Origin of the sequence: Halobacteriovorax sp. GB3 (assembly GCF_028649655.1) — a bacterium.
Taxonomy (GTDB): domain Bacteria; phylum Bdellovibrionota; class Bacteriovoracia; order Bacteriovoracales; family Bacteriovoracaceae; genus BSW11-IV.
This window is the reverse complement of the sequence record NZ_JAQSLN010000002.1, coordinates 287,822-311,955: the sequence shown is the minus strand read 5'-3', so window position 1 is coordinate 311,955 and position 24,134 is coordinate 287,822. Positions and strand designations below refer to the sequence as shown.

20 protein-coding genes are annotated in these 24,134 nt (G+C 36.8%); all 20 read right to left on the bottom strand.

Translation table 11 applies throughout. From position 1 onward, the window contains the following. Positions 1 to 4: 4 nt before the first annotated feature. The gene (locus HBN50_RS06060; protein ID WP_273868655.1) at positions 5 to 1,468 is read right to left on the bottom strand and encodes a hypothetical protein; all 1,464 of its coding nucleotides are present in this window, start codon (positions 1,466 to 1,468) and stop codon (positions 5 to 7) included. Positions 1,469 to 1,501: 33 nt separating this feature from the next. Further along, positions 1,502 to 2,047, bottom strand: a complete 546-nt coding sequence (locus tag HBN50_RS06055; RefSeq protein ID WP_273868653.1) for a MotE family protein — start codon at positions 2,045 to 2,047, stop codon at positions 1,502 to 1,504. Beyond that, complete coding sequence (locus HBN50_RS06050; RefSeq protein ID WP_273868650.1) at positions 2,047 to 2,505, bottom strand: hypothetical protein; 459 nt, start codon at positions 2,503 to 2,505, stop codon at positions 2,047 to 2,049. The genes HBN50_RS06055 and HBN50_RS06050 overlap by 1 nt, the downstream gene beginning before the upstream one ends. 9 nt (positions 2,506 to 2,514) lie before the next feature. Beyond that, complete coding sequence (locus HBN50_RS06045; protein WP_273868648.1) at positions 2,515 to 3,876, bottom strand: FliI/YscN family ATPase; 1,362 nt, start codon at positions 3,874 to 3,876, stop codon at positions 2,515 to 2,517. Continuing rightward, positions 3,863 to 4,666, bottom strand: a complete 804-nt coding sequence (locus tag HBN50_RS06040) for a FliH/SctL family protein (protein ID WP_273868647.1) — start codon at positions 4,664 to 4,666, stop codon at positions 3,863 to 3,865. The genes HBN50_RS06045 and HBN50_RS06040 overlap by 14 nt, the downstream gene beginning before the upstream one ends. Positions 4,667 to 4,687: 21 nt before the next feature. Further along, positions 4,688 to 5,716, bottom strand: coding sequence for a flagellar motor switch protein FliG (fliG, locus tag HBN50_RS06035; RefSeq protein ID WP_273868646.1), 1,029 nt, complete (start codon positions 5,714 to 5,716; stop codon positions 4,688 to 4,690). A gap of 18 nt (positions 5,717 to 5,734) precedes the next feature. Beyond that, positions 5,735 to 7,399: a flagellar basal-body MS-ring/collar protein FliF gene (fliF, locus tag HBN50_RS06030; RefSeq protein ID WP_273868645.1), complete on the bottom strand. Its 1,665-nt coding sequence runs from the start codon at positions 7,397 to 7,399 to the stop codon at positions 5,735 to 5,737. A 51-nt stretch (positions 7,400 to 7,450) separates the two neighbouring features. Continuing rightward, entirely contained in the window at positions 7,451 to 7,816 is a 366-nt protein-coding gene (fliE, locus tag HBN50_RS06025) for a flagellar hook-basal body complex protein FliE (protein ID WP_273868644.1), read from the bottom strand. A gap of 14 nt (positions 7,817 to 7,830) precedes the next feature. Then, entirely contained in the window at positions 7,831 to 8,271 is a 441-nt protein-coding gene (flgC, locus tag HBN50_RS06020) for a flagellar basal body rod protein FlgC (protein ID WP_273868643.1), read from the bottom strand. Between the two features lie 3 nt (positions 8,272 to 8,274). Further along, the gene (gene flgB, locus HBN50_RS06015; protein ID WP_273868642.1) at positions 8,275 to 8,682 is read right to left on the bottom strand and encodes a flagellar basal body rod protein FlgB; all 408 of its coding nucleotides are present in this window, start codon (positions 8,680 to 8,682) and stop codon (positions 8,275 to 8,277) included. A 12-nt stretch (positions 8,683 to 8,694) separates the two neighbouring features. Beyond that, positions 8,695 to 9,624, bottom strand: coding sequence for a sigma-54-dependent transcriptional regulator (locus HBN50_RS06010; protein ID WP_273868641.1), 930 nt, complete (start codon positions 9,622 to 9,624; stop codon positions 8,695 to 8,697). Positions 9,625 to 9,664: 40 nt separating this feature from the next. After that, complete coding sequence (locus tag HBN50_RS06005; RefSeq protein ID WP_273868640.1) at positions 9,665 to 12,307, bottom strand: tetratricopeptide repeat protein; 2,643 nt, start codon at positions 12,305 to 12,307, stop codon at positions 9,665 to 9,667. A gap of 244 nt (positions 12,308 to 12,551) precedes the next feature. After that, complete coding sequence (locus HBN50_RS06000) at positions 12,552 to 14,099, bottom strand: sigma-54-dependent transcriptional regulator (RefSeq protein ID WP_273868639.1); 1,548 nt, start codon at positions 14,097 to 14,099, stop codon at positions 12,552 to 12,554. A gap of 203 nt (positions 14,100 to 14,302) precedes the next feature. Next, positions 14,303 to 14,527: a hypothetical protein gene (locus tag HBN50_RS05995; protein WP_273868638.1), complete on the bottom strand. Its 225-nt coding sequence runs from the start codon at positions 14,525 to 14,527 to the stop codon at positions 14,303 to 14,305. A 65-nt stretch (positions 14,528 to 14,592) separates the two neighbouring features. Further along, the gene (gene metK / locus HBN50_RS05990) at positions 14,593 to 15,759 is read right to left on the bottom strand and encodes a methionine adenosyltransferase (RefSeq protein ID WP_273868637.1); all 1,167 of its coding nucleotides are present in this window, start codon (positions 15,757 to 15,759) and stop codon (positions 14,593 to 14,595) included. A 126-nt stretch (positions 15,760 to 15,885) separates the two neighbouring features. Next, positions 15,886 to 17,592, bottom strand: a complete 1,707-nt coding sequence (locus HBN50_RS05985; protein WP_273868636.1) for a hypothetical protein — start codon at positions 17,590 to 17,592, stop codon at positions 15,886 to 15,888. Beyond that, positions 17,573 to 19,009: a UDP-N-acetylmuramate--L-alanine ligase gene (locus HBN50_RS05980; RefSeq protein WP_273868635.1), complete on the bottom strand. Its 1,437-nt coding sequence runs from the start codon at positions 19,007 to 19,009 to the stop codon at positions 17,573 to 17,575. The genes HBN50_RS05985 and HBN50_RS05980 overlap by 20 nt, the downstream gene beginning before the upstream one ends. A gap of 78 nt (positions 19,010 to 19,087) precedes the next feature. Further along, entirely contained in the window at positions 19,088 to 19,993 is a 906-nt protein-coding gene (locus HBN50_RS05975) for a serine hydrolase (protein WP_273868634.1), read from the bottom strand. Between the two features lies 1 nt (position 19,994). Then, entirely contained in the window at positions 19,995 to 22,652 is a 2,658-nt protein-coding gene (ppdK, locus tag HBN50_RS05970; protein WP_273868633.1) for a pyruvate, phosphate dikinase, read from the bottom strand. 60 nt (positions 22,653 to 22,712) lie between these two features. Next, positions 22,713 to 24,038, bottom strand: coding sequence for a glycine--tRNA ligase (locus HBN50_RS05965; RefSeq protein WP_273868632.1), 1,326 nt, complete (start codon positions 24,036 to 24,038; stop codon positions 22,713 to 22,715). Positions 24,039 to 24,134 lie beyond the last annotated feature (96 nt).

Sequence of the window (24,134 nt, the reverse complement as noted above, 5' to 3'; positions counted from 1 at the left end):
CTAATTAAGCCCCTAGCCTTTCTTGATATTCTTGCCAAAGTTGTCTTCTTCTCTCACTTCCTCTATCTGAACTTTGCTGATCCTGTCTTTGAAAACGACTATCACCTTGGTTTTGATTGAACGAAGAATTATCAGAAGATTCTTTAGTATTTGATGCCATTTGAGGAGCATCATTCATTGCAATTTTAATATCTTGAATTTTAACACCTTTTTGTGAAAGGTGTTTTAATAGTTCAACTTCGTTCTTTGCAAAGAACTGATTTCCTTCTGCTGTTGCCGTTTTAATCTGTAAATCGACGAACTCAGAATTTGATTGTTTATTTACTTGAATATTGAATTGCCCAAGAGAGTCATGCTTAACTGTAAGATCTAGACGATCAGCATTTTGTACTCTTGATTGAACGACATAATCAGAAATTTTTTGAATCATTTGCTCTGTATCGGTTGGATTCATACTAGTGAGATCAATGACTTTATTTTGAACACTAGCTTCAACTGATGCAGTCTTAGCTTGAAGTGGCTTAATACCATCATTTGTTAATAGACCTAATTCTGAAGCAGTTTTAGCTTGCCCCTGTAAGGCCATATCAATTTTCATTTCACCATCAGCTGAAGAGCTACCTTTTAAACTCTTCATAACTTCTTTTTTATCAGTCTTGATGATTCCATTTTCAAGAACAGACTGCTCTTGTTGAAATTTTGTAATACCACTGAAGTTACGAATACTCTTGCCTTCACTAGAGTTTTTCAACAATTCAGTGGTCTGAATATTCTTTTTATTAATGAACTTTCTATTTTCAAGAAAATCTTCACCGCTTTTGATTAATTTAAGCTTGCTTGAATCTTTTCCAACTTGTTCAGAATCTAACTTTGCAGACTCGCTAACAGGCATATTCTTAAATAATTTTGTTAACTCATTATTTTCAGCATTCGCCTTAGGAGACTTTGTTTTTAAAATAGAGCTTAGAATATTTCCTTCACCCTTAATTGATTCTTTATTTGAATTTTGTGTTGCCTCTTGAAGCTCATTTAACTTAACTTCAGGTGAATCTGTTTTAAGTTTTGCGAGGAGGTCATTACCATTTGTTTGAGTTGGTATTGATTTTTGATTCACTTCTCTCGCTAAAGTATTTTGAGCAAAATCACTTTCTTTAAGAATTGATTGTGCTTCTTTAGAAAGAGTTTCTAATGAACTATCTTCTGCTTCAAGCTTTTGAGAAACCATATCGAAAAGAAGTGACTTATCTTCTTTATTTAATCCCTTCCCTTCTTCATTTAGAAAATTAATGATCGTCTCTGGGGAAGCATCTGAGTTAACAAGCTTTAGTACCTTAGAAAAAAGAGCATTCTCCCCTTGAAGAGCTCCTTCATTATTTAAGAGCAATTGATCAGAGTTTACAGCGCTACCCTTAGTAGCCTTTGCTCCTTTCATTGCTGTTAAATTTGCTAAGATATTTCCTTGTAACATTTATTTTTCCTTACCCACCGGTAACACACTGTATTATTTTTTCATCTTTAGGTATAATTTTTGAAGCCGGGCAGATATTTCCTTATCCATTAAATTGAATATTTTCGCGCTCTTAGCTCCATCTAATTCACTAATTATTTTTACAGAAATTTCAGCTTCCTGTTCAGATAGTAGATCTGCGGCTTTTTGTGGTCTCATTCCAGAGACAATACTTACCATATGAGCAATGCGATCATTGGCCTTCTTATCAACTTCATCAAGGCAGGCAATGAACTTCGATTGTTCTTGCTTGAAAGCTTCTACACGAGAGACAAACTGCTTTTCATTAAGTTTTAACTGCTCCTCTCTCTTAGAGATCGCAAGTTCTTTTTCTTTGAGTTCCTCTTCTTTTTTTATAAGACTTTTCGAAAAATCAATCATGTTACCACGACCAGTTTGCTTCATCTTCTTACTTAACTCATCCATGACAGCTTTTTTAAATTCTTCTTTAGTAAAAGAAAGCTTGTCTGAATCTTTATTTTCATTGGCCATCGTCTGTAAGCATAAACTTAAGGCGAGGAGACAAATTATTTTTTTCATTAGAGATTTTCTCCCTTTTCTCTAAATTTCTTGGCCATTGTATGTTCTTCAATGGCCTCTAATAACTTCTTTTCTATTTCTTTATAATGTTCAGTCTTCTTTTTTTCTTTGAAGTTTTCCATAATTTTAACGTCACCCTTGGCCTTACTCATCTCTTGAACTTTTTCATCATATTTTCGTTTAAGAGAGTAAAGGAGGTTCTCATTATTTTTTATATCGTTATTTTTGGCCTCAATAAATGCAGGAAAGAATTGAATCATTCTCCCAGCTGCGGGCTCAGCAACGAAAGCCTCTTGTGCCTCATAGGTCTGCGCAATCTCATCTTTAAGAACACGAATTCTATCTTCTACGTCATTCATTTCCTTAAGAAGTTCACCAAGCTCAATCTTGATCTTTTTCTCTTTAAATTCTCGAACCTTTAATAGCCCTTCTAATTTAAATTTAAACTTCTTAGGCATCTAATATCCTTATCCTACTGGTTGTATACTTTGCTCAGCTTTTCTCGCTAAATCAACCATACGATCATAAAGTTCTTCCATCGTCATTGGTTCACTCATTCCTTGAAATTGCTTCATAAGATCCATAAGTTCATCATAAATAGATAAGGCCTTATCTACTTTAGGATTCGATCCTCTAGCATAAGCTCCTACACTAATGAGATCTTCACTTTCTTTGTATGAAGCTAGAAGGTCTCTTAAGTGACCGGCAACAACTCGATGCTCACTTGAAACAACTTTATTCATAACCCTTGAAAGAGATTGAAGAATATCGATGGCAGGAAATTGGTTCTTTGATGCGAGATCACGAGAGAGAATGATGTGACCATCAGAAATCCCTCGAACCGCGTCAGCAATAGGTTCATCCATATCTCCCCCTTCAACAAGGACAGTATAGATTCCAGTAATTGTTCCTGCTCCAGCTTTTGTTCCAGCTCTTTCCATCAGTTTTGGTAATTGAGCAAAAACAGATGGCGTATAACCTTTTTGTCCTGGAGGATCTCCGGCACTTAAACTAATTTCACGATTTGCCATAGCAAAACGTGTGATTGAATCCATCATAAGAAGAACATCATTATTTTGATCACGAAAATATTCTGATAATGTCGTTGCGACATAAGCAGCTTTCATACGAATCAAAGGAGATGTATCAGAAGTTGCCACAACAACAATCGACTTTTTAAGTCCTTCTGGACCTAAGTCTGATTCAATAAATTCAAGAACCTCACGACCACGCTCTCCGATGAGGGCGATAACGTTAACATCGGCCGAAGAATTTTCTGCAATCATTCCTAAGGTAACAGACTTACCTACACCAGACCCGGCCATAATCGCCATTCTCTGACCTTTTCCTGCAGTCATAAAACAATTGATTGCATTTACTCCAGTGTCGAGTTGTTCGCGAATTGGAGGTCGTTCCAGAGGATTAATCGGTTTTCCAAAAATACTTCTACTTTCGACAAAGTTTTCTATTGGCCCTTTACCATCGATAGGATTACCTTGGAAATCAATAACACGACCAATCATCTCATGAGAAATTCTTATCGTTGTTGTTAAATCTTTTAAATAAACTTTTGTTTCAGAATTTATTCCAGAAATTTCAGAATACGGCATCGCCAAACAACGGTTACCATCAATAGAAACAACTTCTCCTAAACAAGAGTCACCAAACTCTGTTACAAATTCAACATTGGAACCAATAACGGCTCTTGCCAAATTAATTTCATAAAGCATTCCCTTCGATGCTCTCACCTTTCCAATTTTTTGATAGGGAGTCGCATATTCGTAGGCTTTATGAATTGCTTCTAAATCGAGGATATTATTCGTTGGCATCTTCAATTACTCCAACACTTTCAAATAGTTTCGATAGGCTTTTAAATTGTTCCTCGATTGTCCCGTTGATAATTCCATTTTCAGACTCTAGGACAATTCCTGGCCCCTCAATGTCATAGTCTGTCTCAACTCTTACATTGACGAGCTCCCCTAATCTCTTTTGAACATGTTCGAGAACTTCAGGCATTTGTTCAAAATCTTTTTGATCAACGCGAATAAGAAGATTCTTCTTTGTTTGCATTTCAAGAATAAGCTTTTCTAAAAGGCGTTCAATATATTGCCCATCATCTTCTAATTCTTTCAAAATGACCCATTTAGACAGTGTCTTAACTAGTGAATAGATTTGAAGCTTTTGATTTTGTAATATGTCTTCTTGTGAAACAAGAACATCATTAATAATTGCAGAAAGAGTTTCTAACTTCTCTTCAGTCTGCTTAATTGTTTGCTCGTAAACCTCTTCTCGACCAATTTGAACACCTTTATCATACCCATCGGCATAAGCTTGTTCTTGAATAGCAGCAACACGACGTTCTACTTCATCTTGAATACGTCTTTCAGTTTCAGCTTCTTCCTGATCTTGAATTCCTCTGTGATGTCTAACAATCGGAGAAATATTGAAATTTGATGTTCGAGCAACTTTTCTTTCAGATTTAATAATCTGTTGATGACGCTCAATTTGTTCAATCGTCTTTCCTTCCAAGTTACTAAACTCGAAATCAGAAACTTCCCCGTCTTTTAACTTAGATCCAGAGAAAGATTGAAACTCGTAATTTTTAACATCAAAATCCATTATTATCCTTTAGTGCTCTAATTAAACGAGAGCGTCTGAGTCTCCACCACGAGAGATAAATGCTTTACCTTGAGATTCAAGATCTTTTGCTTTCTGTACAATTTCAGCTTGAGCTTTTTCAACATCTGATAACTTCGTTGGCCCAAGCGTCTCGAGGTCTTCCTTGAGAAGTGTAGCCGCTCTATTTGACATGTTCTTAAAGAGTTTAGTTTTAACATCTTCTGGCGCTGTTTTAAGAGCAATAACAAGTTTTTGACCATCAACTTCTTTAAGAAGGTTTTGAATCCCTTTGTCATCAACATAGACAAGGTCTTCAAATACGAACATGAGTTTTCTAATTTCTTCAGCAAGCTCAGGATCTTTCTCTTCAACTCTTCCCATGATGTTCTTCTCACTGTTCTTATCCATAAGGTTAAGCATATCAGCGATAGGTTCAACACCACCAAGTTGATTCGTATCGATTGAGCCAAGAGTACTAAGCTCAGTTTTAAGAACATCATCAAGTTGAGCAATGAGTTCTGGTGATACGTGGTCAAGGTTTGCCACCCTAAGAACAACCTCTGCCTGAAGTCCTTCCGGAAGACGTCTTAGGACGTCTACTTTTCTTTCTGGATTCAGGTGAGCGACAATTAAGGCAATCGTCTGAGGGTGTTCATTAATAAGGAAGTTAGCAAGAGTTCTTGTATCTACAAGCTCAAGAGATTCAAGTGTGTTTGAAGCTCCAACATCAACAATCTGACCAAGAAGTTGCTTCGCTCTATCTTCACCAAGAGCATTAACGATAAAGTCACGCCCAGAGTTTTCAGAGAATAGGAGATCGTTCTCTTCATTAAGCTGTGAGTAGAATTCTTCTAGAACTCTTTTAATCATCCAAATTGGAGCACGACGAATGTTTGCCATCGCATTAATCATTCGTTTTACATCGTTATCCTTCATATAAGAAAAGATTAACTGTGTCGTTGTTACTCCAAGAGAACTCAAAAGCAGTGCTGCTTTGTCCTGCCCGGTAAGCAGGGAGTATTCTACATCTGGATCTAAATTCTTACTCACAACGGTTCTCCTTTACCATTAAGCGATTTGTTTATCCGACTCATTTGCATGAATCATTTCATGAAGGATTTGTGCTGCTTTACCAGGGTTTCCTTCTACCAGAGAGATAATCTTCTCACGTAGCATATTTCCTTCAATCTTCTCTGGATTGAGTTTTTCTTCAATCTGAGGAAGAGCATCTTCAAGTCCAGGAAGTTTCTGGTTAGCCTGTACCTTCTCAAGCTCTTCAAGAGTCTTAGGAAGAAAGTCTTCAACAGTCTCAACCGTGTTATCAGTAATCCACTGAATAAATGGTCTAACAACAAGGAAGAAGAAAAGTGAGATAACGAGACCAACTGCTACATATTTTACTATGTTTTTAAGAAGTTCTCTATTTTCACGCTCTCGCATCAGAGCTTCAACACCTTCCATATCTTCGTGATGAAATTGCATATTTTTAATAACAATTTTATCACCTCTTTTATTGTCAATCCCAAGTGTTGAAGCAACAATCGCTTGAAAGTTGGCGATATCAGCTTCCGACCATGGCTCATACTGCATAACAGTCTGTCCACCCTCACCTTTCATAGGAACCATCTTTCCATCGATCATAACAGCAGCTGAAATATTATTCACAGATGCCGTTGGTTTTTTCGACTTCGTAATCTTAGTTGGAACATTATAGTTTCTTGTCGTCAGAGATTTATCGACATTATTTCTCGTCTCAGGGATACCTGGTTGCGGTTGCTCACCTGGAACATTTGATCTCGCTCCAGGAATTCCTTGTGGAGATGGTCTTGAACCATTTAGTTTTTGAACATTCGCAACTTCGGATAGAACAGCTTTATTTTCTGAATCATATTCTGTACTCGTCGATACAGATTCGGTGTAATCTAGCTTAACAGTTACCTTCGCAATAACTTTACCCGCACCAACAACTTTACTTAGAATTTCTTCAATTTGAGATTCATACTGGCTGTTTAACTTTGATTCAAGAGCTAAACGATTCGCCGTATTAGCTGTCATAATATCGCCGATATTATCAGAAAGCTTCTTACCCCTATGATCTAGAATGACGACATTTTCAGTTCTCATTCCTTCAACAGTAGATGAAACAAGTGAGCCGATTCCTCTAATTTCAGTTTCAGTAAGAACAACACCTCTATTAAGCTCTAGGACAACTGAAGCAGAAGGTGGTTTTTTCTCAGAGGCAAATGGACTTGATTCAGGGATTGAAAGGTGAACTCTGGCCCTTTTAACTCCTCTAAGATAAGTAATCGTCTTGATCAGCTCACCTTCAAGTGCTCTTTGCTTATTTACTTTTTGAACGAAACTTGTCGTTCCAAATGATTGCTTATCGAAAACTTCATAACCAACTGTTCCCGAAAAGTTCACACCTTTCGTTGCAAGTTGAAGTCTCCATACTTCTACCATGTCCTCTGGAATCATGATTGTTTTACCATCATTTGTCAGTTGATAATCAATCTTGTTCTGCTCAAGGATGACAGCAATTTTCTTTGAATCTTCTTTATTAAGATCTGTATAAAGGACTTCAAATCTCGTTTTCGATGCCCAAATAATAAGTGCCGATAAAACACCTACAATAAAGACAGAAATTGAGACAAGACCGATCTTCTTTGAAGCATCTAGACTTTGATAAAATTCCGAGAAATTTCTTATAATTTTTTCTAAAAAGTCCTGCAAGGGAATCCTCCTGATTCTCTAGCGGGCTTCATGCCCTAACTCAAGCCTAAATTAGACTTGCATTCTCATTACTTCTTTATAGGCGTCGATTACTTTCATACGAATTTGGTTCATCGTCTTGAAAGCAATTTCAGCCTTCTCTACCGCCAGCATTGTCTCGTGTAGATTTTTAGACTGTCCAGATGCGAGCTTTTGAACAGCAACATCCGCATCCTTTTGCAGTTTATTAACATCTTTAATAGAAGCATTTAGCATGTCGCTAAAGCTTTGGCTCGTTTTACCAACTTGTAGTTCATCAAAGTTAACATCACTAAAATCAAGTGGCTTTTTGATATTCACCTCAGCGGACTTAGACCACTCGTGAGCACCATGTTTACTTAAAATTTCGTTCATTGATGAAACATTATTGATTGGCATAAACTATCTCTCCCTTAGTTTCTACCGATTTCTAGGGCCTTCATGGCCATATTCTTCGTAGTATTCATTGTATTAACATTGGCTTCATATGCTCTTGAAGCTGAGATCATATTGGCCATTTCTTCCATAACATTAATGTTAGGATAGGCCACATAACCTTGTGCATTTGCATCTGGGTGATGTGGCTCATATTTTAGAATAGGTGGTTTATTAGTTGAAATTACCTCTGTCGCGTGGACAGACTGAGCTTGAGCATCAATTTCACCTTCAAGTATTTCTGAAAAGTTCTCTCTTGCAGGTTCCGCTCCGTAAACAACTTCTTTCTTACGGTAAGGTCCACCTTCAGCAGTTCTCGTCGTTTGAGCATTAGCAATGTTAGAAGAGATAGCGTTCATTCTCTTTCTAGTTGCTGATAGTCCTGATGAGCTAATTTTCAAACTTGTTAATAGATCCATTTATTACCTCTCTGAGCTCACGGCATATTTCATTAGTCCCAGCTTTTTATTCAGTAGCTGAACTGATGCATCGTACATGATTTTATTTTCGGCCATTTTTGCCATTTCGGCATCTCTATCAACTGTATTTCCGTCTTCACTAACGATTCCATTTGAATCTTCTACGACTTCAGGCTGAAGATTATCAAAACCACCACTTCCAACATCGTGATGTTTTTCGTCGGAGGTCAACATCGATAAATTTCCATCAACATCTAGGGCACGAGCAAGAGCTTCTTCAAATTCAAGTCTCTTTGCTTTGTAACCTGGAGTCTCGGCATTAGCGATATTCGAACTGATGATTTCTTGTCTCATCTGTCTAAAGTTTAGTGATGTCGCCAGTGCTTGTAGAGTTTTATCGTCCGAAATCATGTATCGTCCTTATTATCTTAAGTTTACGAAGTATGCATTTCCTGAGTTTCTATACTCATTGATCTTATTTCTAAGAGTTCTAATAGAAACACCTAAGATCTTTGCAGCTTGCGTTCTATTTTCACTTGTGTGAATAAGAGCTTTCTTAATAAGTAGTCTTTCAGCTTCTTTAAGAGACATTAGTCTAATTCCTTCTGAATCTTCTTCAGAAATCATGCTAACTGCTCTCTTCTCACCGATCTCTAGAGCTTCTTCCCCAAGAACACCATCTTGAAGATTAGCAACAGAGCTTTCGATTACAGCTTTTAGCTCTTGAACATTATGTGTCCAGTAGTGATTTAGAATCTTATTAAGAGCATTGTCATTAAGAGTAACTTCTTCAGAAGAAAGTTCTGTAATGTAATGTCTTGCGATCATTTCAAGATCACCAACTCTTTCTCTAAGAGGAGTAAGATTGATTGTGTTTGGTGAAATAAATGTATATAGACCTCTATAAAATCTTCCAGCACCAACAAGCTTTGAAAGATTTTTAGTTGTCGTAGCAACAATTCTTACATCGATATCATAGTCAGATAATTCAGTTAGAATTTTGTGAAATCTCTTTTGAAATTCATCTTCAAGTCCGTCGATGTTTGCAAAGATAACGGTTCCACCGTTAGCAACTTCGAGAGCACCACGATTGAAACGACCTGTTTCTTCATCTCTGTAACCTAAAATTTTATTTTCTACTTCTTTTCCTTCAGCTGAACAATCTACGACCATTAGCTGCTGATTTGCTCTTGTTGAGCTGTCATGAATGAAGTGACCTAGTGTCTTCTTTCCTAGTCCAGCTTCACCTGTGATAAGCACTGGTGCTTTCGTAACCGAAACATTTCTTGCGATAGAAAGTGCCTTAACAATTTTTGGATCCTTCCCAAATAGTTCGACATTTACCGTATTCATTTGACCTCCTGTCTTGAATAAACCTTAACCTATTCCGTGGTTATATTTTTCTATCTTTAATAGCGAGTAATGATAATTCCGTTCTCGCCATTTCTTTTAAGTATTCGCTAGATTTTGTATCCTTCAAAATCCCTTCAAATACTTCTCTACCCTCCTTCGAATTTCCGGCCTTAACGAGGTTGATCCCGAAAAGGTAGTTAATTCTCCCAAGATATTGGGATTGTGGGTAGTCTTTTTTAAACGCTGTAACATCTTTTGAAAAAGTTACAAAATCCGGTTTCATTTCGACACCGACCATTTCGAGAAGAAGATAATTCATACGTTCTCTAACTCCTTGAACATACTTATTCTTCTCTTTGAGGCTCTCTGTATCGCTTAAAAGCGCTCTTGTAACCTTCACAAACTTATCGGCCTTCCCCTGCTCATAGATTGAATCAGTATAGGCTTTTAATAGTTTTGCAACTTCAACTGAATCGACAGTTTCCATCTTTCCAGCTTCAGTTAAGTACTTTTCAAACTCTTCTTCTGCTTTATCAAAGTTCTTACGATGATAGTGAATCAGAGCTTGGTAATAGTGTTTTTTCTTTGTGTTAGAAAACTTAATCGAAGCAATACTTCTCCAAGCACCATCCCAATCCTGCATTTGAAATTGCTTTAGCAACCTTAACTCACTTATAACAGTATCGAAGTCTGAATCAGTCGCTCTCGAAACCCATACTGGAAAACTTTTAAATTTGTTTTCTTTTAATCCTTCTAGACGACTAACAAACTTCTCAAAGAGATCATTGAAATTAAGCTTTAGTAGTGATTTAGCAACAATGTAATTGAGGTATGGATCAGTGGCAACTCGACTAATATAAGAGTCTTTATAAATTTCCCAAGCTCTATATACTTTTGAGTATTCTGTTTTTTCGAAATTATCCATCATAATTCCGTAAACAATCTCTGCACCATCACCTTCATAAACTCTTCTCACTTCTTCTTTCATTGTTTTTAATGGAAGAGCAGTTAAGAAGCTCAAGGCCTCTGTATATTGAGCATCTTTAATAAATGTTCTTAAACGAGTTAGCCATAGAAGCTTTTTAAGATCATATGAAATGTTTTTTAAATTATCGTTATCTAGAAAGACACGAACTTCTCTATCAGCATCATTGATTGCATTTTTTCTAATACTTCTATGAGCAACATATCTAATTCTAGCTTCATAGCTAACAAATGGGTTTTGAGATCTATTGATTGCATTTTTATAAAGTTCTTCAACCTTTTTAGGTTCTCTATCTAAAAGATCATAGGCTAGAGCAATTCTAAGTCGGGCTTCAGATGATTTGATGTGGTATGAATGCTGTGCCAAGAAGCTATCGTAAACAGCAACTGCTTTTTCGTAATTTGCTTCTCTAAAATATGCTTCAGCAACATTAAATAGAATAGCCTCGTGAACCGGCTTTGTGAGACTATTTTTTACTTCGTTATAATATGAAAGAACATCTTCAGTCTTTCCAAGTTTTAAAAGTGAGAACATCTCATAAGCAATAAGAACTTGCTTAGGAAGCAGCTTAATAATTGTCTTTTCTTTAACTAGTTGTCTAACCTTATCAACTTGATTTAGCTTCGCAAGAGTATAAAGGATATATTCTGCTGCTTTATCTGATTCTTCGTAGTCAAAATTTTCTTTTGAATCTACGTACATCTTCTTTGCAAGATCAAGAGCTTGAACTGTTTCATTATTGTTCAAATAATAAGTTAAAAGGTATTTCCCAACACCTTTTCTCATATCGTAAACTTCACTTCTTTTAAAAATATTTTGAAACATTGAAATGGCCATCTTTACGGGCTCAGTTTCACCTTTTTCAAGATTCTCTCTCAAGATAGCATTAGCTTTGAGATATTCGATTAAATCAATCTCTGTATCTTCTCCATACTTTTGAACAAATAGACGAAGAGACTTATACATAAGCCCCCACTTCTTCTTTCTAAAGAGATTTACAGCAAGTTGTAAGTGAGCTTCTTTTTCACTTTTATTGAATTCTCTATTCGCTACAGGATAAAAGTACTCCGGAGTCTTTCTCTCAATATTTAAAGGTTTACTAACTCTCGGAGAAAGCGCCTCATAGTCCCAAATAAAAGAAGCTCCATATCTAAAGTCTCTATAGTCTTTATTCTTTTTTACAACTATAGGTTTCTCTATCTTTTTAGCAGCAGCCTTCTTTGTTAGCTTCTTTCCCTTAATTGGTTTAGTAAAAGTAACCTTAGCCGCTGGCTTTGTTGCAGCAGTCTTTGTACCAAGAGAATCTGAATCAATCCAAAAGTCGAGAACCTTTTTCTTCTCTCTTTCTTTATAGAAAGAAAAGAGTTCAACACTTGGACTAGCTAAAGTGATCTTTAAAGAAGGAACATTGTTCTTTGCATTGGGTTCAAGAAGTTGATAGCCAGAAAAGTACTTAGCGTTTAATTTCTCACTCTTTAAGTCATTAACGATGTTATCTAGTAATTCGAGATCGAGAGTCTTGATCTCAATTTCACTTCCCTTGCGACTAATAATAAGTTGTTCAGAAGTTTGTGCGTGCAAAGATAAACGAAGGAAATCATCGTTTTGAATCTGATCAAAGTATCCCTTGGAAAGAATTTCCCCAGAGGCACCCAGCAGGCATAAGAATGTCAATAATTTGAATGCATGTTTTCTCATACTTTCTGAAACTTCCTGTTTCTATAAAGTAATAACTAGGCGGTAACTAAAAGTTCTTCTTCCTGAAGATCTTTTTAGCACCTGAGATAATTCTACCGTGTTTTAAAAAATTTAAAAGGAAAATTTTGCTCGTGGGATTTTTTTTCTGCTCAAAAAAATGACATTGACAAGAATGCGAAAAAAAACAAGCCGTTACATTAGTAACGGCCAAGTAATTTAAAAACTGATTAAGTTGGTTATTTGACTAAATTTCCAGTTGAATGCCCTTCTTCTTCATTTTCTCAATCAAAGTCGTACGATTCATACTAAGAAGTTTGGAAGCGCGATTCTTATTTCCGCTGGTTTTTTCTAAGGCCTGTGTAATGAGAGAGTCCTCAATCTCAGAAAGCATCTTTTTAAGATCAATCCCCTGCTCAGGAAGTGAAATAAAATTCTCTGTTTCATAGTAAGCAAAAGTCTTAGAAGAATGGGCCAAAAACTTCTTTGGTAAATCACTTGCTCTAACAAGGCTTCCACCTTTCAAAATAACAAGTCTTTCCATAAGGTTTTCTAACTCTCTAACGTTACCTGGCCAATCATAAGTAAGTAGGAGCTCTAAAGCTTCATCATCAAACTCGATAGAGTTTCTACCATCAGCACTAACGAAACGTGAAAGGAAATAAGAAATAAGTAGTGGTATATCTTCTCTTCTCTCAGACAGAGCAGGAATTTTAATAGGAATAACATTTAAACGATAATAGAGATCTTCTCTAAAATTACCATCCATGACAGCTTGTTCTAAGTTGCGGTGAGTGGCAGTAATAATTCGAACATCAATGGCCGTTGAAGTTGTACTTCCTACTCTTTCAATCGTTCTATTTTGAAGAACGCGAAGGAGCTTTACTTGAAGAAGAAGAGGCATATCACCAATCTCATCAAGAAAGATAGTTCCTTTATCAGCTATCTCAAAACGTCCTTTTCTAGCGCTTATAGCTCCTGTAAAAGAACCTTTCTCGTGACCAAATAGCTCACTTTCTAAGAGTTCTCCAGGAATCGCTCCACAGTTAACAGAAACGTTTCCATTATTTTTTCTAAGAGAAAGAGTATGGATAGCATTAGCGACAAGCTCTTTCCCTGTACCAGATGGTCCATTAATAAGAACTGTTGAATCCGAAGCAGCAACCTTTTGAATGCGCTCAAAAACCTCTCTCATAACGCGAGAACGGCCAATCATTCCACAAAAAATATCTTCTTTTGTAGGTGCTTCAATTTTAAATCTTTCAGAAAGTGTACTCGTTTGTATTTTCGAAGAAGACGGGGCGGTCTTCTTTTTGAAGAGAAGATTTTTTTCAACACCAAATCTTTCATCCATTGCTTTAACAATGAGATCTTGCAGGATATGAAGTTCAAATGGCTTAGTTAAATAGTGATAAACACCCTTTTTAGTCGCTGTAATGGCCGTTTCAATCGATGCAAAACCTGTCATAACAATTGAAACAAAGTTTAGAGACCTTTCTTTTAAGAGGTCAATAAGAAGAAGGCCGTCAGCCCCCCCTTCATCAAAACTAATATCAGAAATTAAACAAAAGCTCTTATCAGGCTCAAATGTTGAAATTAGCTCTAGACATTGAGATGGACCTTGAACATAGTGAATCGTTAAATTCAACGTTTTCTCAAGATATTTTTTAATTGTTTTACCTAGAGTTTGATCATCTTCAACAAGTACGACATCGGGAATTTTAACGTCATCAAAATTTTGAAAATCGTTAGAATTTTCACCTAGATTATTATGAAGAAAATCAAAATCATTCATGCTTGAATAGTCCATTTGAGGTTTGAAATCGGAACATCATTTCCGATATAAAAAATGCTAGCGAATTAAAGGATGGGTGTCAATTTTTCAACACATGTTCTTTTTGAAGAAATCTTACATGGTAAAAAGTACTTAAATATCAGTATCTTATTTAGTCCCTGTAAAAGAGTGATAATCAGGGTCTGCCCGATTGACACAAGGGGCTACAAAACAAACTCTTGAATAAATCTGACACTTCCACTTGGACCACCTGTTACCAACCAGTACAAGTTAATGAGAAAACACAGGAAGGACGTAATAACCAAATAGAAGGCAATACTTCTAATGTCCTTGATCCAGTATACGTAGGCAAAAGAGAGGGCCATAAGCATGATAGGCGTTGCCCAAAAAGGAATATACTTAACGATAAAATAAATTAAATCCTGCATTCTACTATTTTAACTTTAGATGAGAGCAAAAAAAAGCTCCCAGTTAGGGAGCTCTTTTTTACCTATTATAGAAGTGATTTAAGCTGATCTACGAAATCTAGCCTTTCCCATGGGAAAAGACCATCTACAGCTTCACGTCCAAAGTGTCCGTAAGCAGCAGTATTAGAATAGATCGGTCTTAGAAGGTCTAATCTATCAATGATTGCCTTTGGCTTCATATCAAAGATTTCATTTACAGCACCTTCAATCTTTTTAACATCAACTTTCTCTGTTCCAAAAGTATCGACAAGAAGAGACATTGGCTCAGCTACACCAATAGCATAAGCAACTTGAACAAGAGCTCTATCAGCAAGACCAGCAGCTACAATGTGCTTAGCAATTTGTCTTGTTGCATAAGCAGCTGAACGGTCAACTTTAGAAGGATCTTTCCCAGAGAATGCCCCACCACCGTGAGCTCCGTGACCACCGTAAGTATCAACGATGATTTTTCTACCAGTTAAACCACAGTCTCCCATTGGTCCACCAATAACAAATTTACCAGTTGGGTTAAGGAAGAATTTTGTATCTTTAGTAATGTACTCAGTAGGAACAGTCTTCTTAATAACTTCTTCCATAAGTGACTCTTGAACTTGTGCAAGAGACATATTTTCTGAGTGTTGAGTAGAAATAACGATATTGTTGATGTGAGAAATCTTTCCATCAACATATTGAGCAGAAACTTGAGTCTTACCATCAGCTCTAAGCTCTGGAAGAGTTCCATTTTTTCTTACTTCTGAAAGTCTTTTAGACAGTTTGTGAGAAAGATCAATCGTTAATGGCATAAAGCTTTCAGTTTCGTTAATTGCATAACCAAACATAAGACCTTGGTCTCCTGCACCCATTTCAGCGAATGTACCTTCACCTTCATTTACACCTTGAGCGATGTCTGGAGATTGCTTATCTAGTGCAACCATAACACCACAAGTGTTAGCATCAAAACCTTTGTCAGAGTGATCATATCCAATCTCTCTAATTTTATTTCTAACAACTTCTTGAAAATCAATTTGCGCTTTTGAAGTAATTTCTCCAGCAAGAACAACAAGTCCTGTTGTCACCATTGTTTCACAGGCAACTCTTGAAGCTGGATCTTGTGCAAGCATAGCATCGAGAACGGCATCTGATACCTGGTCTGCAATCTTATCTGGATGTCCTTCAGTTACTGACTCTGAAGTAAATGTATAGTCCTTTAGCATTGTTCTACTCCGTATTTCGTAATAAACATTTTTTAATTAAATAAATAATACACTATAGTTTTGTGACTATACACCTATAGTCATAGGCGGACAATACTAAAATGTACTGTGAAAAAAAACCGAACACTAACTATTTTTTATTTGCTCAAAATAGCGAAAGTAATGCGGGTTTCGATAGGTATAAAATCGCTGGCTTTTCTCACTGAGAACATAATTTCTTCGCCCTATTCTAAGAACGCGAAACCAAGCTCCCTTTGCATCTTTGAAGCGATAGAGAAATTGATAACCACCCTTTTTATAAAGTGCTTTAAGCCTTTTGTCCTTATAGATTCTAACCCCAGGCTCCTCTGGTAAAGAATGATAGTCACTCCACAAGGGGGCCATATCAATACGGCCTAACATTGAGGCCCTAGAAAAATATCTAAGAGCACCAAATGAAAAGTTTGGCTTTTTAAGCAGTGAAAGAACTAATTTCAAATTCTCTTTTCTAAGCTTCCTTCCGATTTTCGTCTGATCAGGACAATAGATCCTTAGGTTTGCTGATATAAAAAAATAAGTAAAAGAGAACTCTCCCTTTTTAAACATTACATTTAGCCAAGGATAATTTTTAGTTTTGACTCTTTCTCTTTCAAGAATTGTATAAAGATCCGTTTCATCGCCCATTGAATTATATTTATCATTAAAGCGACGATTGATTACAACCTGAGCAACACTTCTTCTTTCGGGAGCCCCTTTTGAATCGATTCGTCCAACTTCATTATAAAGAATTGTTTCAAGAGCAAATAGACTTCTATAAAGGGGGTTTTGTTTAATCCAAAACTTATAAGTTTCTTTTTCTTTTTCTAAAACAAAATCTTTTAAAACATATCGTGCCTTAGCTTTTTGACCCAATAGGTCTGTCGCTAAAAGACTTTTTCCATCTAAAACAACTTTGTCTTGCAAAAGCATTTCATAGAAGTCGAGGGCCCTCTTCGACCTTTCAGTCCACTCTTGCATGCGCTCAATCTTCTTTCTCTTACTATAGCGAAGTTGCCTTTCGATACCATCAAAAATAGATTCTAAATCATAGCGAAGATCTTCAGAAAGATATTCATCAGTATTTTGTAGTCGCAAATAAACAGTACTTATATTTGCCCTTAAATAACGATCTGGTCTTTCGTGTTTCTTATTCTGCGCTCCATCTTCAACGATTTTTCGATAGAGATAAATTTCATTCTTCTTTTTGATATCAGAGATCTCTTCAGAATCCTTTACCAGATCAAAGTTCATACGAAGATTCGCAAAATCAGTTGGAAAGGGATAAGTATGAAGAAATGTGATCGAGTTTAGAAACGCCATCGTCTCAGACTTAAAGCTCTCATAGTCACTCTTGGCTCTTAGTTTCAACTCACCTGCTGAAGGCCCATAGCTTTCTTTCTTATAATGAAGAAGTTTGCTTATTTTCTTCTTTAATATTCGTACTTCATTAATACTTTTTTTAAATAATTTCTTCTTTCTTAAATTAACGAGCTCATTTTGAAGAAAACGATGCTTATCTTTTAACACTGATAAGTTCTTCTTTATGGCTTCTTTATCGAGAGTTTCATCATCTAATGTTGGGATGAAATGACCGTCACCCCTAAAGTTTTTATCTAATTGCCAAAATTTTTCTTCAACTCCAGGAGCGCAAACTGTACGAGAAAATTTCTTATGAATTTTGTCATATGATTTTAGTACATAACTTTCTTTATTCTTAAAAGAGAATAAAGACTTATGACTCTGGTTTGCATAAGAGTGAAACGAGAGAGAAAAAGTACAAAGAGCAAAAATCGAATTACGAAATCTCTTTAACAAATTCAGACTCCCAAAGACCAAGACATGTACCATTACTTAAAACAAGAATGACTTTATTCTCATCAACATGCTCATTAAAAACAGTTAAAAGATCATTTAAATCATTAGCAACAAAGGCCTTACGCCCCTTTTCATTGAGACTTGATACAATTTTTTCGTAATCAAGGTTACCACAACCTTTAACGCTTGTTGGACGATTAGGTTTTGTAAAAACAAGATAATCAGAATCTTCTAGTGCTTGTTCAAATTCATTTTGAAAAATAGAACTTCTGGCCGTAGCGGAGTTCGGTTCCATAACAACAAGAATTTCTTTATTGGGATATTTCGTTTTAATTGAATCAATTGTTAACTCTACCGCTCTAGGGTGGTGAGCAAAGTCATCAATGACAGGAGCTCCTTTATAGAATCCCCTTACTTCCTGTCTTCTTTTCACCATCTCTAGCTCAAGAATTGATTGAGTCAGCGACTCATAACTAAAACCTTCTTCAAGCGCATAGAGAAGCACTGAAGTGAGGTTTAAAATATTATGCTTTCCAATAAGGTTCGTTGAAAACTCAAATGTTTCATTTTTATAAATGATTTCAAATCGAGTACCCTTGTCATTTTCATCTAAAATTTTTGGTCCAAACTTTTGATCGAGTCCATAGAGAACAACATTGTCTAATTCGCTTTCTTCAATCAACTCGTTAATAGCACTATAATCGCCATTAAAGATAAGACTCCCTTTAATATTAGGGACAACTTGCTTAAATTCATTTTTAATGTCTTCAATAGAATCAAAAATATCAGCATGATCAAATTCAAGAGAAGTTAAAATCATATTTTTCAAAGAATAGAGTCTAAATTTTGAGATTTTTTCAAAATATGCACTGTCATACTCATCAGACTCAATAAAGAAGTACTTTCCTTCTCCAAGTTTTGATGAAGCTCTTCCATTAACAACACCACCAATAAAATAGCCAGGAGCTTCTCCAAGCTTTTCAAAAACTTGGGTTGCAAAATAAGTCGTCGTTGTCTTTCCATGTGTTCCAGCAAGACCAACAACGTTTATATCATTAAGAACAAGTGAACCTAGGGCCTGAGGAAATGAGCAGAAAGGAACATCGAGAGATTCAATCATTCTCGCTTGATCACTACTTCCTGGAACGACATTTCCAACGACAATAAGATCAAATTGCTTAAGAAAATCAGGTGTAATTTCATCTAATTGATAAAGAGGTATTTTAGTACTTTCTAAATAAGTGGACATTGGAGGATAAAAATTATTATCTCCCCCTTCAACTTCGTAACCTTTTTCTTTTAGCAAGCAAGCTGCTGCTCCCATACCTGTTCCACAAACACGGTAGAAAAAGATCTTTTTAATCGAAGTACTCTTAGATTTAAGTTCTTCCCAGCTTATTTTATTATCTAAATTCATAACTCTTCCTTGATTTGAATACTTCTATTCTATTAGGAAAAATCAGTGGGGTAAATATTTGAAAGCACGAAACAACGATTAAATCTGATCGTTCCAGATCATTTCGCCCACATTTCGACGAAATTCATTGATTTTAGCGCGGTCATACCAATACTTCTTTGTTTCATTGGTTAAAATGATATGTCCTTTCTTAGTTCGAGCATCAATCCAAATTGAAGTTCCAGTAAAACCGAGATGCCCAAATGTCTCTTTAGAACATCCTTTTCCTGCTAGTGTCCTCTCTAAATCTGTTGGACGATCCCATCCCTTTATGAAACGCTCTGCTACAGCCCAGTCCTCTTTAAGCATATTTTCTAATAAGTGGTTGTTCTGATCAAAGTCGATTAAAGTTCGGGCCAGTGAGTTTATATTAGAAAACAGTCCGGCATGTGAAACTCTCTCATTTATGACAAAAGCATTATCATCATGAACATCACCCTGAATCGGATGTCCATTTCTCCAGCCTGTAACAGGACAATGAAGTTTTGAATCCAAATCTAGCCAATTTTTGAGTTCCCCATCCCAATGAGAAGAAAGTCTCTGGTAAATCGATTCTCCCCACTTAGATTCCAGATCAAGCATAAGTCTTAGGGCAGAAAAATCAGAATAGAGAGTTTTAGATTTTGAAATAGGATAACTTAAAACCTGTTCCTTCCAATCACTTCGAGACAACCTTCCCCATGAGGGAAGTCCTCCTCTGTGTTCAAGTAAAAGGATTTGATCTATCGAAAAATCGGCAGGGAAAAGCTGAAAAGCAAGGCCCAATGTTAATGGCTTAGTCAGAGAAGCGAGGTCAAAGACAGCTGCTCCAACTTGAACTTCACGGCCATTTTCAAATTCAAGAGCATCGAAAGTAAAGTTCTTAAAGTCAAGAACTGCGACCGCTAAGCGATCGAAGTTCTTGTCTTTTAATTCATCTAAACAATACTTTCGTAATTTTTCCATTCTATTTGTTATTCAAAGCTGCTTGAGCGGCCGCTAGACGTGCAATCGGTACTCTATAAGGAGAGCAAGAAACATAGTCTAAACCTGCTCTGTGACAGAAATCAATAGAACTAGGTTCACCACCATGCTCTCCACAGATTCCCATATGCATATTTGCATTGGTTTTCTTACCTTCTTTAACAGCGTGCTCAACAAGGAATCCAACTCCACTTTGATCAAGTGAAACAAATGGATCATTAGGCATTAGACCTCTTCCAACATATTCTGGAAGAAATTTTCCAGCGTCGTCTCTAGAGAGACCAAATGTTGTTTGAGTTAAATCGTTCGTTCCAAAAGAGAAAAACTCTGCTTCTTTAGCAATTTCTCCAGCAGTAATTGCTGCTCTTGGAAGTTCGATCATTGTTCCAATTTTGTACTTGATCTCTTTTCCTTTTTCTTTGAAAACGGCCTTAATAACTTCAAGAGCATCTTCTTTTAAAATGGCCAACTCTCCTTTAAGAGCAACGAGTGGAATCATAATCTCTGGCATAACAGTAATATTAGATTCACTAGACTCAACGGCTGCTTCCATAATTGCACGAACTTGCATCTTATAGATTTCAGGATAAGTCACACCTAAACGACAACCACGATGCCCGAGCATTGGGTTGAACTCTTGAAGCTTTTCAGCTCTATCTTCAACTTCACGAATATCAATTCCAAGATACTCAGCAAGTTCATTCTTCTCTTGTTCAGAGTGTGGAAGAAATTCATGAAGTGGTGGATCGAGAAGACGAATATTAACTGGCTTCCCATCCATAGCTTTGAATATTCCTAGGAAGTCCTTCTTTTGAAATGGTAGTAATTTCGAAAGGGCCTTCTCTCTAGACATAACATCTTCAGCAAAAATCATTTCTCTTACGGCCAAGATTCTCTCGGCTTCAAAGAACATATGCTCAGTTCGACAAAGTCCAATCCCCTCTGCACCAAAGTTATTTGCAACTTCACTATCTTCAGGATTGTCAGCATTTGTTCTTACTTTAAGAGTTCTATATTCATCTGCCCAACTCATAAAGTTAGCAAATTCTTTTGAAATTTCAGCATCAATCGTTGGAACAAGACCTTCAAATACTTCTCCGCTTGCACCATCAATTGTTAAGTGGTCACCTTCTTTAAATGTTTTGCCATTCACTGAAACAGTCTTAGCACTGTAATTAATGACAAGATCAGAACAACCTGCTACGCATGGTTTCCCCATTCCTCTGGCAACGACGGCAGCGTGAGAAGTCATTCCACCTCTAGCCGTTAGAATACCGCGAGCAGCATTCATTCCTCCAATATCTTCAGGAGAAGTTTCCTGACGAACCAGAAGAACCTTTTTTCCAGATTCAGCTAAGCTAATGGCAAGTTCAGAAGAAAAGGCAATCTCTCCCGCTCCCGCACCAGGAGAAGCTGGTAGCCCCTTAGCTACGACTTTTTTATCAGCCTTAGGATCAAGTCTTGGGTGAAGAAGTTGGTTAAGTAGTTCAGGCTCAATTTTTAGAATGGCCTCTTCTTTAGAAAGAATCCCCTCACCAACGAGGTCTGAGGCAATCTTAATAGCAGCACTTGCCGTTCTCTTTCCATTTCTCGTTTGAAGAATAAAGAGGTTCCCTTTTTCAATAGTAAACTCGATATCCTGCATATCTTTATAGTGGGCCTCAAGTTTTTGATATACTTCTGTGAGTTCATCAAATGTTTCACCCATTGCTTCTTTCAATGTTTTCAAATTTCTATTTGAATCATTTTTAGACTCATCATTGATTGGAGCCGGGGTTCTAATACCTGCAACAACATCTTCACCTTGAGCATTAATTAGATATTCTCCAAAAAACCTCTTGTCTCCAGTACTTGGATCACGTGTAAAACAAACACCTGTTGCACAATCGTCACCCATATTTCCAAACACCATCGTTTGAACATTAACTGCAGTTCCCCAGTTGTGATCGATCCCATTTATGTCACGATATTTAATCGCTCTAGGATTTGTCCAAGATCTAAAAACAGCACCAATGGCCTGCCATAATTGATCCATTGGATCTGTTGGAAATGAGCGTCCACTTTCTTCTAAAATGATTTGCTTATAAACAGTCACAAGATCCTTTAAATCTTCTGCCGTTAATTCAGTGTCTTCATCGACACCTCTTGCATCTTTTAAGTCTTCAAGAGTTGCTTCAAGTAATGAGTGGTTGAAACCCATGACAACGTTAGCATACATCTGAATGAAACGACGGTATGAATCCCAAGAAAAACGAGCGTCCCCTGTGAGCTCACTCATTCCCTCAACTGTTTCATCATTCATTCCAAGATTGAGAACAGTGTCCATCATTCCTGGCATAGAAACTCTAGCACCAGATCGAACCGAAAAAAGAAGAGGGTTCTTACTGTCACCGAAAACTTTTCCCGTTACTTTTTCAACTTCTTTCAGCGCTTCTTGAACTTGTTGTTTGATTGAATCACTTATTTGGTTTCCAGCTTTTTGAAAATCAATACAAGCTTCAGTTGTTACAGTGAAACCAGGAGGAACATTAAGTCCTAGAGAAGACATCTCAGCAAGGTTTGCACCTTTACCTCCGAGAAGATTCTTCATTTCCTTGTTACCTTCAGTATTTTCTTTGCTAAATAGATAGACCCACTTCATCAGATTCCCTCCGTATCATGGTCCAAAAAGAAAGGAGGCATCAATGCCTCCCTCTCTCAATTATAATTGTAATTTGTCTTGTAGATATTGCTCGACTTTATCCAGCGAAACTCTCTCTTGAACCATCGTATCTCTGTCACGAATTGTAACAGCGTGATCCTCTAGAGAGTCGAAGTCAAAAGTAATACAGAACGGAGTTCCAATTTCATCTTGTCTTCTATATCTCTTACCAATTGTTCCTGTTACATCAAACTCTGCAGGGTATTTCTTATTCAGTTTATTGAAAAGTTCTTTTGCAGGTGCAGCAAGCTTTTCCTTTTTAAGAAGAGGAAGAACTGCAACTTTAATTGGTGCAACTTTTGGAGAGAACTTAAGAACAGTTCTTTCTTTTTCTTTGTCTCCCTCATTTTCAACTCGGTATGCATCCGAGAGAACTGCGAGAAGACAACGATCACAACCAACAGATGTTTCGATAACAAATGGAAGATATTTTTTATTTCCATCTTCAGCATCAAGATACTTAAGATTTTTCTTAGAAAATAATTCGTGTTGTTTTAAATCAAAGTCAGTTCTTGAGTGGATACCTTCCATCTCTCCCCAACCATGAGCATATTGATATTCAATATCAGTTGCCGCATCAGCATAGTGAGCAAGTTCACCTGGTCCATGTGGTTCCCATCTCAGTCTTTCTGGACGAAGACCATTTTCAAGGTGCCAATTCCAACGGATTTCTTTCCACTGCTCCATGAATTCCATTTGAGATCCAGGCTTAACGAAGAATTGCATTTCCATTTGTTCGAATTCTCTCGTTCTAAAAATGAAGTTCCCGGGAGTAATTTCATTTCTAAAGGCCTTACCAATTTGAGCAATACCAAAAGGAAGTTTCTTTCTCATTGTCGATTGAACGTTAAGAAAGTTTACAAAGATCCCCTGAGCTGTTTCAGGTCTTAAATAAACTTGAGCTGATGAGTCTTCAACTGGTCCCATTTGAGTTTTAAACATGAGGTTGAAGTCTTTTGGCTCAGTATATGTTCCAGATTTTCCACAAACTGGACAGTTTGCAGCGAGATCAATTTTATCTGCTCTAAAGCGCGACTTACATTCTTTACAGTCAACCATTGGATCGTTGAAACCATCAACGTGTCCAGAAGCTTTCCAAACTTCAGGGTGCATAAGAATTGAAGCATCGATACCCACAACATCTTCACGAAGAGTCATGGCATTCCACCAACGATCTTTAATATTTTTTCTAAGCTCAATCCCTAATGGTCCGTAGTCCCAACAAGAAGAGAGACCACCATAGATTTCAGAACTTTGGAAAATAAATCCTCTTCTCTTACAAAGACTAACGAGGTCTTGCATATCTTTTAGGTTGGTTTCTGACACAACGCGCTCCTATCAACTAAATTCGACTAATTAAAAACTAAAATGCCTCTGCATTGTACAATACACAAGCATAGTTGATAAGCGTAAAATCGCTGA